At 65.9% G+C, this 15,527-nt stretch carries 27 protein-coding genes; all 27 read right to left on the bottom strand.

All coding sequences use genetic code 11. The features are described 5' to 3' along the window. Positions 1-42: 42 nt before the first annotated feature. The 27 genes from rplQ to rplV all read right to left on the bottom strand — a co-directional run bounded on the left by rplQ (position 43) and on the right by rplV (position 15,462). The gene (gene rplQ, locus ACVCAG_RS17345) at positions 43-597 is read right to left on the bottom strand and encodes a 50S ribosomal protein L17 (RefSeq protein WP_440082815.1); all 555 of its coding nucleotides are present in this window, start codon (positions 595-597) and stop codon (positions 43-45) included. Positions 598-765: 168 nt separating this feature from the next. Then, entirely contained in the window at positions 766-1,782 is a 1,017-nt protein-coding gene (locus ACVCAG_RS17340) for a DNA-directed RNA polymerase subunit alpha (protein ID WP_089210160.1), read from the bottom strand. 101 nt (positions 1,783-1,883) lie between these two features. Beyond that, on the bottom strand, positions 1,884-2,510 hold the full coding sequence (gene rpsD / locus ACVCAG_RS17335) for a 30S ribosomal protein S4 (RefSeq protein WP_030912875.1): 627 nt from the start codon (positions 2,508-2,510) through the stop codon (positions 1,884-1,886). A gap of 20 nt (positions 2,511-2,530) precedes the next feature. Beyond that, complete coding sequence (gene rpsK, locus ACVCAG_RS17330) at positions 2,531-2,935, bottom strand: 30S ribosomal protein S11 (protein WP_012887860.1); 405 nt, start codon at positions 2,933-2,935, stop codon at positions 2,531-2,533. Between the two features lie 45 nt (positions 2,936-2,980). Further along, on the bottom strand, positions 2,981-3,361 hold the full coding sequence (gene rpsM / locus ACVCAG_RS17325; protein ID WP_362678418.1) for a 30S ribosomal protein S13: 381 nt from the start codon (positions 3,359-3,361) through the stop codon (positions 2,981-2,983). A gap of 211 nt (positions 3,362-3,572) precedes the next feature. Continuing rightward, positions 3,573-3,686, bottom strand: coding sequence for a 50S ribosomal protein L36 (gene rpmJ, locus ACVCAG_RS17320; RefSeq protein ID WP_003956441.1), 114 nt, complete (start codon positions 3,684-3,686; stop codon positions 3,573-3,575). Between the two features lie 25 nt (positions 3,687-3,711). Further along, positions 3,712-3,933, bottom strand: a complete 222-nt coding sequence (infA, locus tag ACVCAG_RS17315; protein ID WP_012887858.1) for a translation initiation factor IF-1 — start codon at positions 3,931-3,933, stop codon at positions 3,712-3,714. 735 nt (positions 3,934-4,668) lie between these two features. After that, positions 4,669-5,151: a hypothetical protein gene (locus ACVCAG_RS17310; protein WP_440082814.1), complete on the bottom strand. Its 483-nt coding sequence runs from the start codon at positions 5,149-5,151 to the stop codon at positions 4,669-4,671. 111 nt (positions 5,152-5,262) lie between these two features. After that, positions 5,263-5,694 carry a DUF1707 domain-containing protein gene (locus tag ACVCAG_RS17305; RefSeq protein ID WP_447190020.1) on the bottom strand — a complete coding sequence of 144 codons (432 nt, stop codon included), beginning with the start codon at positions 5,692-5,694 and terminating at the stop codon, positions 5,263-5,265. A 49-nt stretch (positions 5,695-5,743) separates the two neighbouring features. Next, positions 5,744-6,562, bottom strand: coding sequence for a type I methionyl aminopeptidase (gene map, locus ACVCAG_RS17300; protein WP_440070954.1), 819 nt, complete (start codon positions 6,560-6,562; stop codon positions 5,744-5,746). Between the two features lie 123 nt (positions 6,563-6,685). Further along, the gene (locus tag ACVCAG_RS17295; protein WP_440070953.1) at positions 6,686-7,336 is read right to left on the bottom strand and encodes an adenylate kinase; all 651 of its coding nucleotides are present in this window, start codon (positions 7,334-7,336) and stop codon (positions 6,686-6,688) included. Then, on the bottom strand, positions 7,336-8,655 hold the full coding sequence (gene secY / locus ACVCAG_RS17290; protein ID WP_440082812.1) for a preprotein translocase subunit SecY: 1,320 nt from the start codon (positions 8,653-8,655) through the stop codon (positions 7,336-7,338). Before secY ends, ACVCAG_RS17295 begins: the two co-directional genes overlap by 1 nt. A gap of 179 nt (positions 8,656-8,834) precedes the next feature. After that, positions 8,835-9,290 carry a 50S ribosomal protein L15 gene (gene rplO / locus ACVCAG_RS17285; protein ID WP_362839960.1) on the bottom strand — a complete coding sequence of 152 codons (456 nt, stop codon included), beginning with the start codon at positions 9,288-9,290 and terminating at the stop codon, positions 8,835-8,837. 2 nt (positions 9,291-9,292) lie between these two features. Further along, positions 9,293-9,475, bottom strand: coding sequence for a 50S ribosomal protein L30 (gene rpmD, locus ACVCAG_RS17280; protein WP_012887849.1), 183 nt, complete (start codon positions 9,473-9,475; stop codon positions 9,293-9,295). A gap of 3 nt (positions 9,476-9,478) precedes the next feature. Further along, positions 9,479-10,111 carry a 30S ribosomal protein S5 gene (gene rpsE, locus ACVCAG_RS17275; protein ID WP_329089955.1) on the bottom strand — a complete coding sequence of 211 codons (633 nt, stop codon included), beginning with the start codon at positions 10,109-10,111 and terminating at the stop codon, positions 9,479-9,481. Between the two features lie 73 nt (positions 10,112-10,184). Next, positions 10,185-10,568, bottom strand: a complete 384-nt coding sequence (gene rplR, locus ACVCAG_RS17270) for a 50S ribosomal protein L18 (RefSeq protein WP_344913778.1) — start codon at positions 10,566-10,568, stop codon at positions 10,185-10,187. A 2-nt stretch (positions 10,569-10,570) separates the two neighbouring features. Continuing rightward, positions 10,571-11,113, bottom strand: a complete 543-nt coding sequence (rplF, locus tag ACVCAG_RS17265; RefSeq protein WP_344746701.1) for a 50S ribosomal protein L6 — start codon at positions 11,111-11,113, stop codon at positions 10,571-10,573. A gap of 17 nt (positions 11,114-11,130) precedes the next feature. Further along, the gene (gene rpsH / locus ACVCAG_RS17260) at positions 11,131-11,529 is read right to left on the bottom strand and encodes a 30S ribosomal protein S8 (protein WP_329089949.1); all 399 of its coding nucleotides are present in this window, start codon (positions 11,527-11,529) and stop codon (positions 11,131-11,133) included. Between the two features lie 146 nt (positions 11,530-11,675). Next, complete coding sequence (locus tag ACVCAG_RS17255) at positions 11,676-11,861, bottom strand: type Z 30S ribosomal protein S14 (protein ID WP_012887844.1); 186 nt, start codon at positions 11,859-11,861, stop codon at positions 11,676-11,678. Between the two features lie 2 nt (positions 11,862-11,863). Then, on the bottom strand, positions 11,864-12,442 hold the full coding sequence (gene rplE / locus ACVCAG_RS17250) for a 50S ribosomal protein L5 (RefSeq protein WP_329089947.1): 579 nt from the start codon (positions 12,440-12,442) through the stop codon (positions 11,864-11,866). Then, positions 12,442-12,762, bottom strand: coding sequence for a 50S ribosomal protein L24 (gene rplX, locus ACVCAG_RS17245; protein ID WP_440082811.1), 321 nt, complete (start codon positions 12,760-12,762; stop codon positions 12,442-12,444). Before rplX ends, rplE begins: the two co-directional genes overlap by 1 nt. Next, positions 12,762-13,130, bottom strand: a complete 369-nt coding sequence (rplN, locus tag ACVCAG_RS17240; protein ID WP_012887841.1) for a 50S ribosomal protein L14 — start codon at positions 13,128-13,130, stop codon at positions 12,762-12,764. Before rplN ends, rplX begins: the two co-directional genes overlap by 1 nt. A gap of 180 nt (positions 13,131-13,310) precedes the next feature. Beyond that, positions 13,311-13,592 (bottom strand): 30S ribosomal protein S17, encoded by a 282-nt coding sequence (rpsQ, locus tag ACVCAG_RS17235; RefSeq protein WP_326635528.1) that lies wholly within the window; start codon positions 13,590-13,592, stop codon positions 13,311-13,313. Further along, positions 13,585-13,821 (bottom strand): 50S ribosomal protein L29, encoded by a 237-nt coding sequence (rpmC, locus tag ACVCAG_RS17230; protein ID WP_030912909.1) that lies wholly within the window; start codon positions 13,819-13,821, stop codon positions 13,585-13,587. Before rpmC ends, rpsQ begins: the two co-directional genes overlap by 8 nt. Beyond that, on the bottom strand, positions 13,821-14,240 hold the full coding sequence (gene rplP / locus ACVCAG_RS17225; protein WP_030912912.1) for a 50S ribosomal protein L16: 420 nt from the start codon (positions 14,238-14,240) through the stop codon (positions 13,821-13,823). The genes rpmC and rplP overlap by 1 nt, the downstream gene beginning before the upstream one ends. 2 nt (positions 14,241-14,242) lie before the next feature. Further along, positions 14,243-15,109 (bottom strand): 30S ribosomal protein S3, encoded by an 867-nt coding sequence (rpsC, locus tag ACVCAG_RS17220; RefSeq protein WP_362870059.1) that lies wholly within the window; start codon positions 15,107-15,109, stop codon positions 14,243-14,245. Next, entirely contained in the window at positions 15,109-15,462 is a 354-nt protein-coding gene (gene rplV, locus ACVCAG_RS17215) for a 50S ribosomal protein L22 (RefSeq protein WP_030912916.1), read from the bottom strand. The genes rpsC and rplV overlap by 1 nt, the downstream gene beginning before the upstream one ends. Positions 15,463-15,527 lie beyond the last annotated feature (65 nt).

Here is a 15,527-nt window from a genome sequence, read left to right as displayed (position 1 = left end):
CCCGCTGAGGAGGTGCCGGGCCCGTTCACGGGGCCTGAGAGATCAGGCGTTGTCCTTCTTGGCCTCGGTCTCCTCGGCGGGAGCCTCGGTCGTCTCCTCGGAGGCCTTCGTCTCCTCGGTGGTCTCGGCCTTGGCCTCGTCGGCCTCGCCGGCCTTGGTCTCCTCGACCTCGGTCTCCTCCGCCTTGGGCGCGGTGGCCTTGGCGGCGGCCGGGGCCTGGCCGACCTTGACCGCGTTCAGCGGCTCGGACACCAGCTCGATCACGGCCATGGGGGCGGCGTCACCCTTACGAAGGCCGATCTTGGTGATCCGGGTGTAGCCACCGGGACGCTCGGCGAAGGTCGGGGCGATCTCGGTGAAGAGGTGGTGGACGACGCTCTTGTCCTTGACGATCGTCAGCACCTGGCGACGGTTGTGCATGTCGCCCTTCTTCGCCTTGGTGATCAGCTTCTCCGCCACCGGACGCAGACGCTTCGCCTTGGCCTCGGTGGTCTTGATCCGGCCGTGCTGGAACAGCTGGGTGGCGAGGTTCGCCAGGATCAGCCGCTCGTGAGCCGGGCTGCCGCCGAGACGGGCACCCTTGGTGGGCCTAGGCATAACGTTCTCCTTGGGAGTAAACCCGCCCCGGCCGTACGAGGTACCGGGGTCGGGCCGGGGGCCGGAGGGCCCCCGTCATCGTGAAACTCGGTGACACCGGAGGTGACGAGGGGTCACCCGGTGCCGCGGGACGCCCGCGAGACGTGACGCTGCGGGACGTCCCGGAACTCAGTACTGCTCGGTCTCGACGTAGGCGCTGTCGTCGTCGTCGTAGCCGCCGCCGGCCACCGCGCTCGGGTCGAACCCGGGCGGGGAGTCCTTGAGCGCGAGCGTCATCTCGTGCAGCTTCTGCTTGACCTCTTCGATGGACTTGGCACCGAAGTTCCTTATGTCGAGAAGGTCCTGCTCGCTGCGGGCCACGAGCTCACCCACGGTGTGGATGCCCTCGCGCTTGAGGCAGTTGTAGGAGCGGACCGTGAGGTTCAGCTCCTCGATCGGCAGCGCCAGGTCGGCGGCGAGGGCCGCGTCCGTCGGCGACGGGCCGATGTCGATGCCCTCGGCCTCGACGTTCAGCTCGCGGGCGAGACCGAACAGCTCGACGAGGGTCTTACCGGCGGAGGCCACCGCGTCGCGGGGCTTCATGCACGGCTTGGTCTCGACGTCCAGGATCAGACGGTCGAAGTCGGTGCGCTGCTCGACTCGGGTCGCCTCGACCTTGTAGGTGACCTTGAGCACCGGCGAGTAGATGGAGTCGATCGGGATGCGGCCGATCTCCTGGCCCGGCTGCTTGTTCTGCGCGGCGGAGACGTAGCCGCGACCGCGCTCGACGGTCAGCTCCATCTCCAGCTTCGCCTTGCCGTTCAGGGTGGCGATGCGCAGCTCGGGGTTGTGCACCTCGACACCGGCCGGGGGCGCGATGTCGGCGGCGGTGACGTCACCGGGGCCCTGCTTGCGCAGGTACATCACCACGGGCTCGTCGTGCTCGGAGGAGACGACCAGGTCCTTGAGGTTCAGGATGATGTCGGTGACATCCTCCTTGACGCCCGGCACGGTGGTGAACTCGTGCAGCACACCCTCGATGCGGATGCTGGTCACGGCCGCGCCCGGGATGGACGACAGCAGCGTGCGGCGCAGCGAGTTGCCGATGGTGTAACCGAAACCCGGCTCCAGCGGCTCGATGATGAACTTGGACCGGGTCTCCTCGAGGGACTCCTCAAGGAGGGAGGGACGCTGAGCGATCAGCATGGTGAGATCTCCCTTGCATGGCGGCGCCCGCTATTTGACGCCGCTCGAACAACAGCATAGGTGCCGTACGGCGGATCGCCGCACGGCACCTACAGGAGCCGCTACTTGGAGTAGAGCTCGACGATCAGCTGCTCCTGGACCTGGGTGTCAATCTGCTGACGGACCGGAAGCTGGTGGACCAGGACGCGCAGCGCGTCCGGGACGACGCCCAGCCACGCCGGGTACGTCTTGTCACCGGCGGTGGCGCGGGCCACCTCGTAGGGCAGGAGGTTGCGCGACTTCTCGCGGACCTCGACGATGTCGTGCTCGCGCACGCGGTACGACGGGATGTCGACCTTCTTGCCGTTCACCAGGATGTGGCCGTGACGGACCTGCTGGCGGGCGGCGTCGCGCGACTCCGCGAAACCGGCGCGGTAGACCACGTTGTCGAGACGGCTCTCCAGGATCTGGAGGAGGTTCTCGCCGGTCTTGCCGGTCTTGCGGTTGGCTTCCTCGTAGTAGTTGTGGAACTGCTTCTCGAGGACGCCGTAGATGCGGCGGGTCTTCTGCTTCTCACGAAGCTGGAGCTGGTACTCAGACTCCTTGGGACGGCCGCGACCGTGCTCACCCGGCGGGTAAGGACGGATCTCGATGGGGCACTTCGCGGACTCGCACTTCTTGCCCTTGAGGAAAAGCTTGGTCTTCTCCCTGCGGCAGAGCTTGCAGTCCGCACCCGTGTAACGAGCCATTTTCTATCTTCTCCTGGGCGTCAGACGCGACGGCGCTTGGGCGGACGGCAGCCGTTGTGCGGCACGGGGGTGACGTCCTGGATGGACCCGACCTCGAGGCCGGTCGCCTGCAGCGACCGGATCGCGGTCTCACGGCCGGAGCCGGGGCCCTTGACGAAGACGTCGACCTTGCGCATGCCGTGCTCCATGGCGCGGCGGGCGGCGTTCTCCGCGGCCATCTGCGCCGCGAACGGGGTGGACTTACGAGAGCCCTTGAACCCGACGTGGCCGGCGCTGGCCCAGGAGATCACGTTCCCACTCGGGTCGGTGATCGAGACGATCGTGTTGTTGAACGTGCTCTTGATGTGGGCGTGCCCGTGAGCGACGTTCTTCTTTTCCTTGCGGCGCACCTTCTTGGGTGCACCCTGGCGGCTCTTAGGAGGCATTCTTTGCCTTCACTCCTGAGGTCTTCGGTCCTGCGGCTACGCGGACTACTTCTTACCGGGCTTCTTCTTGCCGGCCACGGTCTTCTTCTTGCCCTTACGGGTGCGTGCGTTGGTCTGCGTGCGCTGACCGTGCACGGGAAGGCCACGGCGGTGCCGAATGCCCTGGTAGCACTGAATCTCGATCTTGCGACGGATGTCGGCCTGAACTTCGCGACGGAGGTCACCCTCGATCTTGTAGTTCGCCTCGATGTAGTCGCGCAGCGGCACCAGCTCTTCGTCGGTCAGCTGGTGAACCCGCAGGTCGCCGTTGACGCCGGTGGCCTGAAGGGTCTCGAGCGCACGAGTGCGGCCGATTCCGAAAATGTAGGTGAGAGCGATCTCCAGCCGCTTGTCGCGGGGGAGGTCTACACCAACCAGGCGAGCCATGGTCGGGCATTCTCCTTCGTTATGGCGGAGGTCCTGCGCCTCACTTCCCCTCCCCATGCCCGGGGTGAGGGCCCCGGCCTCCGACCGGGGGTCTCCTGCGGGGTACGGCGCGAGCCGCCGGCGCAGGTGTGAGACACGATTACGTGAAAGCCCCACATGGATCGAGTCCGCCTCTTAGGAGCGGACTCTCACGGGGCCTTGTTTGGAGCGACTAACCCTGGCGCTGCTTGTGGCGCAGGTTGTCGCAGATCACCATGACGCGACCGTGCCGGCGAATCACCTTGCACTTGTCACAGATCTTCTTGACGCTCGGCTTGACCTTCATAGTCCTATTCGTCCCTCAGACGCGCTTACTTGTATCGGTAGACGATCCGCCCACGACTGAGGTCGTAGGGGCTCAGTTCGACGACAACCCTGTCGTCAGGAAGGATCCGGATGTAGTGCATCCGCATCCGCCCGCTGATGTGGGCCAGGACCTTATGGCCGTTGTCGAGTTGCACCCGGAACATCGCGTTCGGGAGCGACTCAACCACAGTGCCCTCGATCTCGATGGCGCCGTCTTTCTTGGCCATGTCCCTCGCGTTTCACTGATCGGTCGTCTGAGGCTTCGGAACACTAAGCAGCCGCGACCCAGCGCTTCGATGAGAGCGGCGGTTGCGACACCGCCGATGCGCAATGGTCATAGTGAACCGAAGAAGGAGTGTACGGCACCGGGCGAGGAAATGCGAAACACACGGCCGGTACCTTGACACAACCGCTACAAAGGATACCGCAGATCCCGAGCGGGACGGACGGCACGGCTCGACGCGCGAATACTCGTTTCGCCATTGTGGCACGTCCGGCCAGGTCAGGCCAGCATCCCGGCTCCCGCTCCCCGCCCCCGATCCGCCCGCTCCTCCCCCGACGTGCCACCGATCCGCTCTCAGGCCGCTCCCGGTCCGCCCTCCGGGTCCGCGCGGCGAGGCTCCATCCGGGTGATCGCCTCCGTCAGGACCACCCGGCAGGCCTCCTCGGGACCGGGAGCCCGCGTGAGCGTCCCCATCGTCCCGTCACCTCCTCGGCACCGGAAAACCTCAGGGCATCGGAAAGCCCCCGGGCACGGGAAAGCCCCCCGGCGACCCGGCGCCGGGGGGCTTGCTCGACCAACCTTATCGATCAACGTTTCCCGATCGACTTCTCTCGGCCGACGCTTCTCGACCAACACCCCTTGATCAACACCTCTCGGCCAACGTCCCGCGGAAGGGCCCCCGCCCTCATCGGATGACCTTGACCACTCGGACCGTCCCCCCGGAAGGAGTGGGGAGGGATCAGAAGGCGTCACCCCAGCGACCGCAGTCGTCGAACTTGTTGCCGCCCTCGCAGACCCGGATCTTGAAGTCGTCGAAGCCGTTGCTCTTCTTGAACCCGCCGAACTTGTTGAAGCCGGAGTTGCCGAAGGTGCTGAACACCTTGCTGTGCGAGCCGAACTTGTCGTGCCACTTGAACCACACGTAGCTGCGCTGGCGGTCGCGGTCGCGGTCGAACAGGTTGCCGTAGAACCAGTAGCGGCCACCGCTGCTGGTCCAGTAGCCCTTGAAGTAGGAGCGCTTGCCGAAGCTCTCGCCGCCGCCGAAGCCCGAGTAGTACGGACCGAAGAAGTGCTTGCTCGACGTCTGCGTCTCCTGGACCGCGACGGCGGACCCGGCCGGGGCCTGCGAGGCCGAGGCCATCGCCGACGGGGCGGCGAGGACACCCGTGGCCAGCGAACCTGCCAGCGCCGCTCCGACCAGGGCTGTACGGATCTTGCTCATTGAATCTTCCTCCTGTGAACCGGGGTCCGGCTGTCCGGACACCGCTCACGTTAGGAAGATTCAATCCCTCCTTCTGCGGAGGAATGCACACTCAACGCCCAGAGTGCACTATTACGGGTTCCGTCCTCGCCCCAGGACCGTGGCGACCGTCGTCACCAGCAACACCACACCCCACGGGCCCATGACCCACAGGGGCCACGGGTACGGGAAGTCGTCGCCGGTCACCCCGATGATGAGCCAGATCATCCAGTTGATGCCGCTGGCCGTCGCCCAGACGGACCAGGCGGCCGTCAGGCCCTTGTCCTGCGCGCCCTTCACGCTGCTCGCCTTGGCGCGCTCAGGGGCCCGGGAGGGGGCCTCGGGGAGCCGGCGCAGGTCGACGTCCGGAAGGTCGGAGGTGAGGACGGCGAGTTCGCCGTACGTCTTGCTGGTGTAGAGCTGCTCCAGACGCTCGTCGAACTCCTCCGTGGTCAGGCGTCCCTGGGCGTAGTGCTCCCTCAGGACCGAGGCGACCTTGTCGCGATCTCCGTCGGAGGCTCGCATCTCCGGACCAGCCGCCATGTCACCACATCCGCTCGCCGGCGGGCCCGAATCAGCCCGCGTCTCCCAACAGGTCGGCAAGCCGCTCTTTCCCCCCGTCAAGGGCGGTCAATACCCAAGGTCCATTATGTGTCACGGCGACGCTGTGTTCGAAGTGTGCGGAGACCTTTCCGTCGATCGTGACCACGGTCCAGTCGTCGGCCAGCACCTTGGTCCTGTCCGTCCCGAGGTTGACCATCGGCTCGACGGCGAAGCACATGCCCGGCTCGAACTTCGGGCCCCGGCCGGGCTTGCCGTGGTTGGCCACCCACGGGTCCATGTGCATCTCGGTGCCGATGCCGTGGCCGCCGTACTCCTGCGGGATGCCGTAGCGCCCCTGGGAGCGGACGTACTTCTCCACCTCGTGGCCGATATCGGACAGATGGCGGCCCACGGTGAGCGCGGCGATGCCCCGCCACATGGCCTCCTCGGTGACCCGCATCAGCTCGGTCAGCTTGGGATCCACCTCGCCGACCGGGACCGTGACGGCCGAGTCGCCGTGCCAGCCGTCCAGGATGGCGCCACAGTCGATCGAGATGATGTCGCCCTCCCGCAGCGGGCGGCGGTCACTCGGGATGCCGTGGACGACCTCGTGGTTGACCGAGGCGCAGATCGTCGCGGGAAAGCCCTGGTAGCCCTTGAAGGAGGGGATCGCCCCCTCGTCCCTGATGGCCTTCTCCGCGATCGCGTCCAGGTCCAGGGGCGTCATGCCCGGCTGGACGCTCTCCCGCAGGAGTTGCAGGGTACGGCCGACCACGAGACCTGCCGCCCGCATCTTCTCCACCTGCTCGGGCGTCTTCATCTGGATTCCATGCTTGTTCTTCTTGAACACGTGCACACCCCCTGGGGTGGTTCAACGGGCGGTCCGGGAGCCCAATTCCCCCGATTCTGCCCTAAATGACAGCACGCCACCCATGAGAAACCCATGGGTGGCGTGCTCGGTGCTATCGCTTCGCTAGCCGATGAAGGGGTTCAGAGCCTCCATCGCGCGCTGGGTGACCTCTTCCACCGGACCGGTGGCGTCCACGCCGACCAGGATCCCCTCGTCGGCGTAGAAGGAGACCAGGGGAGCGGTCTGCTCCTGGTAGACCTCCAGGCGGTGCCTGACGGTCGCCTCCTTGTCGTCGTCCCGCTGGTACAGCCGGCCGTTGCAGGCGTCGCAGACGTCGTCCTTCTTGTCATCGAAGTCGACATGCCAGATGCGGCCGCACTGGCTGCAGGTCCGGCGTCCCGCGAGCCTGCGGACGACCTCCTCGTCGTCGACCACGAGCTCCAGGACGATGTCCAGACCGACCTCGAACTCGGCGAGGATCTTCTTCAGGATCTCGGCCTGGGGCACGTTCCTGGGGAAGCCGTCGAGCAGGAAACCGTCCTGCGCGTCTTTCTCGGCGAGGCGGTCGCGGACCATCGCGATGGTGACCTCGTCGGGTACGAGGTCGCCGCGGTCCATGTATTCCTTGGCAAGCTTGCCGAGCTCCGTGCCACCCGAGACATTGGCGCGGAAGATGTCACCTGTCGAAATCTTCGGGATCGACAGGTTCGATGCGACGAACTGGGCCTGTGTCCCCTTACCCGCTCCGGGGGGCCCGACCAGGACGAGGCGCACTACTTCAGGAAGCCTTCATAGTTGCGCTGCTGCAGCTGGCTCTCGATCTGCTTCACGGTGTCGAGGCCGACACCAACCATGATCAGAATGCTCGTCCCTCCGAACGGGAAGTTCTGACTCGCACCGACGAGCGCCAGCGCGACGATCGGCACCATGGAGATCAGGCCCAGATACAGCGCGCCAGGAGCGGTGAGTCGCGTGAGCACGTAGTTCAAGTACTCAGCCGTCGGGCGGCCCGGACGGATGCCCGGGATGAACCCACCGTACTTCTTCATGTTGTCGGCGACTTCAACGGGGTTGAAGGTAATCGACACGTAGAAGTACGTGAAGAAGACGATAAGCAGGAAGAAGGTGATCATGTACGTCGGGGTGGTCCCGCCGCCGCCGAACTCCTGCGAGATCCACTGGATGATCGGGTGCGGCTCTTCCTGGGTGTTCGTGAAGAGCGTCGTGATCAGCTGCGGAAGGTAGAGCAGCGAGGAGGCGAAGATGACCGGGATGATGCCGGCCTGGTTGACCTTCAGCGGGATGTAGGTCGACGTCCCGCCGTACATCCTGCGGCCGACCATGCGCTTGGCGTACTGCACCGGGATCCGGCGCTGCGCCTGCTCCACCATCACGACCAGGGCGATCATCGCGATACCGACGACGATGACCACGGCGAAGACGAAGGCGCCCTTTTGGCGGGCGATGTTCAGCAGCTCGGACGGGAAGACCGCGATGACCTGCGTGAAGATCAGGATGGACATGCCGTTGCCGATGCCGCGGTCGGTGACCAGCTCGCCCAGCCACATGACGACGGCGGTGCCGGCCGTCATGGTCAGCACCATCGTGACGATGGCGAAGACGTTGTCCTTGTCGAGGAGGATCTCCTCGCGACACTGCGGGAACAGCTGGCCGCTGCGGGCCAGGGCCACGAAGGCGGTCGACTGCAGCACGGCCAGGCCGACCGTCAGGTAACGGGTGTACTGCGTGATCTTGGTCTGTCCGGCCTGCCCCTCCTTCTTGAGGGCTTCCAGGCGCGGGATGACCACGACGAGCAGCTGAAGAATGATGCTCGCGGTGATGTACGGCATGATGCCGAGGGCGAAAACTGAAAGTTTCAGAAGGGCGCCGCCGCTGAACAGCTGCACCATTCCGTAGATGTTGCCCGCGTCCCCCGCCTGCGCCTGGGTGAGACAACGGCTGATGTTCTCGGTATGCACACCCGGAGTCGGCAGGACCGACCCAAGTCGGAACAGCGCGATGATGCCCAAAGTGAAGAGCAACTTCTTACGCAGGTCCGGCGTACGGAACGCTCGGGTAAATGCGGTCAGCACGGTCCCTCCTGCGCGCCTGAAAGGCGAGGTCGGTCAGCGATGGTGCGGGGGTGTTCCATCTTTGCCATATCCAGTCAATGAGCCCAAGGAAATGAGTCGAGGCCCACTGTCCAGCGAACTCTAACGCACTACGGGCGCGGGAGCCCATTACGAGCCCCCGCGCCGCGTGATGATAACGCCTACAGCTCGGAGACGGAGCCCCCGGCAGCGGCGATCTTGTCCTTGGCCTTGGCCGAGAAGGCGTGCGCCTCCACGTTCAACGCCACGGAGATGTCACCGGTTCCCAGAACCTTGACGAGCTGGTTCTTACGAACCGCGCCCTTGGCGACGAGCGCGTCGACGGTGACGTCGCCACCGTCGGGGAACAGCTCGCCGAGCCTGTCAAGGTTGACGACCTGGTAGGTCGTCTTGAACAGGGCGTTGGAGAAGCCCTTGAACTTGGGCAGGCGCCGCTGCAGCGGAACCTGGCCACCCTCGAAGCCGAGCGGGACCTTGTTCCTGGCCCTCGTGCCCTTGGTACCACGACCCGCGGTCTTGCCCTTGGACGCCTCGCCGCGGCCCTTACGGACCTTCGACTTGTTGGCGCCGGGGGCCGGACGCAGGTGGTGGATGCGGAGCGGAGTGTTCTCTGCCATGTCTAGTCGACCTCTTCCACGGTGACGAGGTGCGTCACCACGGTGACCATGCCGCGGATCTCCGGGCGGTCCTCCTTGACAACGACGTCGCCGATTCGCTTCAGACCGAGCGAGCGCAGCGAGTCACGCTGGTTCTGCTTGCCACCGATCTTGGAACGGACCTGGGTAATCTTCAGGCGTGCCATGGACTAGCTCACCGCCTTCGCGGCCGCGGCCTCCGCGAGACCCTCGGCGCGAGCCTTGAGCATCCGCTTGGGGGCGACGTCCTCGATCGGGAGACCACGGCGGGCCGCGATCTCCTCGGGGCGGCTGAGGCCCTTCAGGGCCGCCACCGTGGCGTGCACGATGTTGATCGGGTTGTCCGAGCCGAGCGACTTGGACAGCACGTCGTGGATACCGGCGCACTCCAGCACGGCGCGCACCGGGCCACCGGCGATGACGCCGGTACCGGGCGAGGCCGGACGCAGGAAGACGACGCCCGCGGCCTCTTCGCCCTGCACGATGTGCGGGATGGTGCCCTGGATGCGGGGCACCTTGAAGAAGTGCTTCTTGGCCTCTTCGACACCCTTGGCGATCGCCGCGGGCACTTCCTTGGCCTTGCCGTAGCCGACGCCGACCATGCCGTTGCCGTCACCGACGATGACGAGGGCGGTGAAGCTGAAGCGACGACCACCCTTCACGACCTTGGCCACTCGGTTGATCTTCACAACGCGCTCGATGTACGAGACGCCCTTGTCAGCGTTTCCACCGCGGCGATCGTCACGACGACCGTCACGCCGCTCGCCACCGGCGGCGCCACCGCGACGCGGAGCTCCAGCCATTAGTGGTTCCTCTTCTCATTCGTAAGACGGGCCATCGGGTGCGATCCTGGATTGCGATCCTGGGACGGAGTCATCAGAACTCCAGTCCGCCTTCGCGTGCGCTGTCTGCCAGCGCCGCGATGCGGCCCGCGTAGCGGTTGCCACCCCGGTCGAACACGACCGCGGTGATCCCGGCTGCCTTGGCCCGCTGAGCGAGAAGCTCGCCGACCTGCTTGGCCTTGTCGGTCTTGGCGCCCTCCGCCGAGCGCAGGGAGGCGTCCATGGTGGACGCGCTCACCAGCGTGTGGCCCTGGGTGTCGTCGACGATCTGCACGAAGAGGTGCTTCGTGGAGCGGTTGACGACCAGGCGCGGACGCGTGGCCGTACCGGCCACCTTCTTGCGGACTCGGCCGTGGCGGCGGGCCCGCGAGACGGCGCGGGCGGCCGTGTGCTTGCCGAACGCAGTCTTGCCAGCCATGCCTACTTACCAGCCTTTCCGACCTTGCGGCGGATAACTTCACCCTGGTAGCGCACGCCCTTGCCCTTGTACGGGTCGGGCTTGCGCAACTTGCGGATGTTCGCGGCGATCTCGCCGACCTTCTGCTTGTCGATGCCGTCCACGTGGAACAGCGTCGGCCGCTCGACGCGGAAGGTGACACCCTCGGGGGCGTCGACGATCACCGGGTGGCTGAAGCCGAGAGCGAACTCGAGCTGAGTCGGGCTCTTGGCCTGCACGCGGTAACCGACGCCCACGATCTCCAGGGTCTTCGAGTAACCCTGGGTCACACCGGTCACCATGTTGGCGACCAGGGTGCGGGACAGGCCGTGCAGCGCACGGACCTTGTTCTCGTCGTTGGGGCGGGTGACGTTCAGGTTGCCGTCGTCACCCTTGGCGATCGCGATGGGTTCCGCGACCGTGTGTGAAAGCGTGCCCTTGGGACCCTTGACCGTGACGTCCCGGCCGTCGATGGCGACGTCCACTCCGTTCGGTACGGGGATGGGCAGCCGTCCGATTCTTGACATGCTGTTCGTTCTCCCCTCTACCAAACGAAGGCGAGGACTTCCCCGCCCACTCCACGCTTGCCGGCCTGCTTGTCCGTCATGAGACCGCCGGACGTCGAGATGATCGCGACGCCCAGTCCGCCCAGGACTCGGGGCAGGTTGTCCTTCTTTGCATAAACCCGCAGGCCGGGCTTGGAAACCCGGCGCAGGCCCGCGAGGGACCGCTCACGGGTCGGCCCGAACTTCAGCTCCACCACGAGGTTCTTTCCGACCTTGGCGTCTTCGACGCTCCAGGACTGGATGTAACCCTCCTGCTGGAGGATCTCGGCGATGTGCGCCTTGATCTTCGAGTACGGCATCGCCACACTGTCGTGGTACGCCGAGTTCGCGTTTCGCAGACGCGTCAGCATGTCTGCGATCGGGTCCGTCATCGTCATGGCCGGTGGCCTTCCTCACCGCGGTTTCCACAGGGGACCTACGGTGCGGTCATGGGCGCCTGTAGTCGGCGCCCGGTGAATACGACTTCTATGTGCGGCCGGTGCCACGCGCGGGCCCGTGATCGCTCACGGGGCCGCGCGGAAGGCTACCAGCTCGACTTGGTGATGCCGGGCAGCTCGCCCCGGTGCGCCATCTCGCGGAAGCAGATGCGGCACAGGCCGAACTTCCTGTAGACGGCGCGGGGACGACCACAGCGCGAGCACCGAGTGTACGCCCGGACCTCGAACTTGGCCTTGCGAGCAGCCTTGACCTTGAGCGACGTCTTCGCCATGATCAGGCCTCCTTGAACGGGAATCCGAGCTGCTTCAGCAGCGCCCGGCCCTGGTCGTCGGTCTTAGCGGTGGTCACGACCGTGATGTCCATACCACGCTGGCGGTCGACCTTGTCCTGGTCGATCTCGTGGAACATGACCTGCTCGGTGAGACCGAAGGTGTAGTTCCCGTTGCCGTCGAACTGCTTGGGCGACAGACCGCGGAAGTCACGGATTCGGGGCAGCGCCAGCGAGAGCAGCCGGTCGAGGAACTCCCACATGCGGTCACCGCGAAGCGTGACGTGCGCGCCGATCGGCATGCCCTCGCGCAGCTTGAACTGGGCGATGGACTTGCGGGCGCGGACGACCGCCGGCTTCTGGCCGGTGATCACGGTGAGGTCGCGGACGGCGCCTTCGATGAGCTTCGAGTCGCGCGCGGCCTCGCCGACGCCCATGTTCACCTTGATCTTGGTGATGGTGGGCACCAGCATGATGTTCTCGAACTCGAACTGCTCGTTCAGCTTCGCGATGATCTCTTCGCGGTAGCGCTGCTTGAGGCGCGGGAGGGCCCGCTGTCCGGTCTCGGTGGTGTTCGCGGTCATCAGTTGTCCTCACCCGTCTCCTCGGAAGCGGCCTTGGCCGACTCCTTCTTGGCGGGCTTGTCGTCCTTGGCAGGCTTCTCATCCTTGAGCTTCTTGACGTTGCTCACGTGGATGGGAGCCTCCAGGGTCTGCACGCCACCGGTCTTGGCGCCGCGCGGACCCTGGTTGGTCTCCTTGGCGTGCTTCTTGACCATGTTGACGCCCTCGACCACCACGCGCTCATCGCGCGGGTGGGCGGCGATCACACGGCCCTTGGCACCCTTGTCCTTGCCGGCGATGACCAGGACGAGGTCACCCTTCTTCACATGAAGCTTCGGCATTACAACACCTCCGGCGCGAGCGAGATGATCCGCATGAACTTCTTGTCACGCAGCTCACGTCCGACGGGACCGAAGATGCGGGTGCCCCGGGGGTCACCGCTGTCCTTGATGATGACGGCGGCGTTCTCGTCGAAGCGGATGTAGGAACCGTCGGGACGGCGGCGCTCCTTGACGGTGCGGACGATGACGGCCTTGACCACATCGCCCTTCTTCACGGTGCCGCCGGGGATGGCGTCCTTGACCGTGGCGACGATGATGTCGCCGATTCCCGCGTAACGGCGGCCCGAGCCACCGAGAACACGGATGCAAAGGACTTCCTTCGCACCGGTGTTGTCGGCGACCTTGAGCCGCGACTCCTGCTGGATCACTTGAACTCCTGTTTGTCTCGCCGGTTCTCACCCGTGGGTGAGCCTTGCGGAACCTGATGGTCTTTTTCCCCCGGCGACAGCCCTTCTCAGGACCGCCACCGCAGGCGGGGCGAAGATCGCTTCGCCCCCTTGGACGCCGTCATGGGGGGTGACGGTGTCACCCCCCACGAGGCGCGTTGCCTACTTGGCCTTCTCGAGGATCTCGATGACCCGCCAGCGCTTGCTGGCGGACAGCGGCCGGGTCTCCATCAGGAGGACACGGTCGCCGACACCGCAGGTGTTGGCCTCGTCGTGCGCCTTGTACTTGGTCGTCCTGCGGATGACCTTGCCGTACAGGGGGTGCTTGACGCGGTCCTCGACAGCGACCACGACAGTCTTGTCCATCTTGTCACTGACGACCAGACCCTCACGGGTCTTGCGGTAGTTCCGCGTCTCGGTCGTGGTTTCCGTGGCCTCAGCCATCGATCGACTCCTTCTCTACCGTGACGATTCCGAGCTCCCGCTCGCGCATCACGGTGTAGATACGGGCGATCTCGCGGCGGACGGCACGCAACCGCCCGTGGCTCTCCAACTGGCCGGTCGCTGCCTGGAAGCGGAGGTTGAACAGCTCCTCCTTGGCTTCCTTCAGCTTCGTGACCAGGGTGTCCTGGTCTTCCACCCGCAGCTCACCGGCGGTCAGGCCCTTAGCCATCACGCCTCACCCACTTCACGCTTGACGAACCGGCACTTCATCGGCAGCTTGTGCATCGCACGACGCAGGGCTTCGCGAGCCACCGGCTCGGCGACACCCGACAGCTCGAACATGATGCGGCCGGGCTTGACGTTGGCGATCCACCACTCCGGCGAACCCTTACCGGAACCCATGCGGGTCTCGGCGGGCTTCTTCGTGAGGGGGCGGTCCGGATAGATGTTGATCCAGACCTTTCCACCACGCTTGATGTGACGGGTCATCGCGATACGAGCCGACTCGATCTGGCGGTTGGTCACGTAGGAGTGCTCAATCGCCTGAATGCCGAACTCGCCGAACACGACCCTGGTGCCGCCCTTGGCGGCGCCGTGACGGTCGGGCCGGTGCTGCTTGCGGTGCTTGACCCTGCGCGGGATCAGCATGGTCAGCTCCCTTCAGCACCCGGCTGCGCAGCCGGGCCGGTCTCGGGGGCAGCCTGCGAGGCCGCCTCGTTCCTGGGGGCGGAGGCGCGGTCGCCACGGCCGGCACCCGCGCCACGACGGGCGCCACCGGCGCCGCCACGACGGGGGCGGTCGCCGCCACCGGCACCGGGGCCACGACGGTCGTCGCGGTCACGACGCTGGCCGGCACGAGCACCGGCGGCGGCCGCCTCGCGCTCGGCGCGGCTGGTCGGAGCCTCACCCTTGTAGATCCACACCTTCACGCCGATACGGCCGAAGGTGGTGCGGGCCTCGTACAGGCCGTAGTCGATGTCCGCGCGGAGGGTGTGCAGGGGCACGCGGCCCTCGCGGTAGAACTCCGAACGGGACATCTCGGCGCCGCCGAGACGACCGGAGCACTGCACCCGGATGCCCTTGGCGCCGCTCTTCATCGCCGACTGCATCGCCTTGCGCATGGCACGGCGGAACGAGACACGGCTGGACAGCTGCTCGGCCACACCCTGGGCGACGAGCTGAGCGTCGATCTCAGGGTTCTTGACCTCGAGGATGTTCAGCTGGACCTGCTTCTTGGTCAGCTTCTCGAGGTCACCGCGGATCCGGTCCGCCTCGGCGCCGCGGCGGCCGATGACGATGCCCGGACGGGCGGTGTGAATGTCGACCTGTACCCGGTCGGTGGTCCGCTCGATCTCCACCTTGGAGATGCCGGCCCGCTCCATGCCCTTCTTGAGCATGCGGCGGATCGCCACATCCTCGGCAACGTACGACTTGTAGAGCTTGTCGGCATACCACCGGCTCTTGAAGTCGGTCGTGATGCCGAGGCGGAACCCGTGCGGGTTAACCTTCTGACCCACTAGCGGGTCCTCCCCTTCGGCTCGCGGGACTCCACGATCACGGTGATGTGGCTGGTCCGCTTGTTGATCCGATAGGCACGACCCTGAGCACGGGGACGAAACCGCTTCAGCGTCGGGCCCTCGTCGACCCAGGCACGGCTCACGAAGAGCGTGTCACGGTCGAGCTTGAAGTTGTGCTCCGCGTTGGCAATGGCGCTCGAGAGCACCTTGTACACGGTCTCGCTCGCCGACTGGGGAGCGAACTGCAGCACGGCCTGCGCCTCCGAAGCGGGCAGCCCGCGAATGAGGTCCACCACACGGCGGGCCTTCATGGGCGTGTGGCGCGCGAACCGCGCCTGAGCCCTGGCTTCCATCGCTTACTCCTCTTACCCTTCGTTTTGGTCGAGTCCGTTTCGCCTTGTGAGGCTCGACGTCCTCT

The sequence above is a fragment of the Streptosporangium sp. G12 genome (assembly GCF_052983175.1).
The sequence above is the reverse complement of the archived record's forward strand: the minus strand, read 5'-3'. Positions and strand labels throughout refer to the sequence as shown.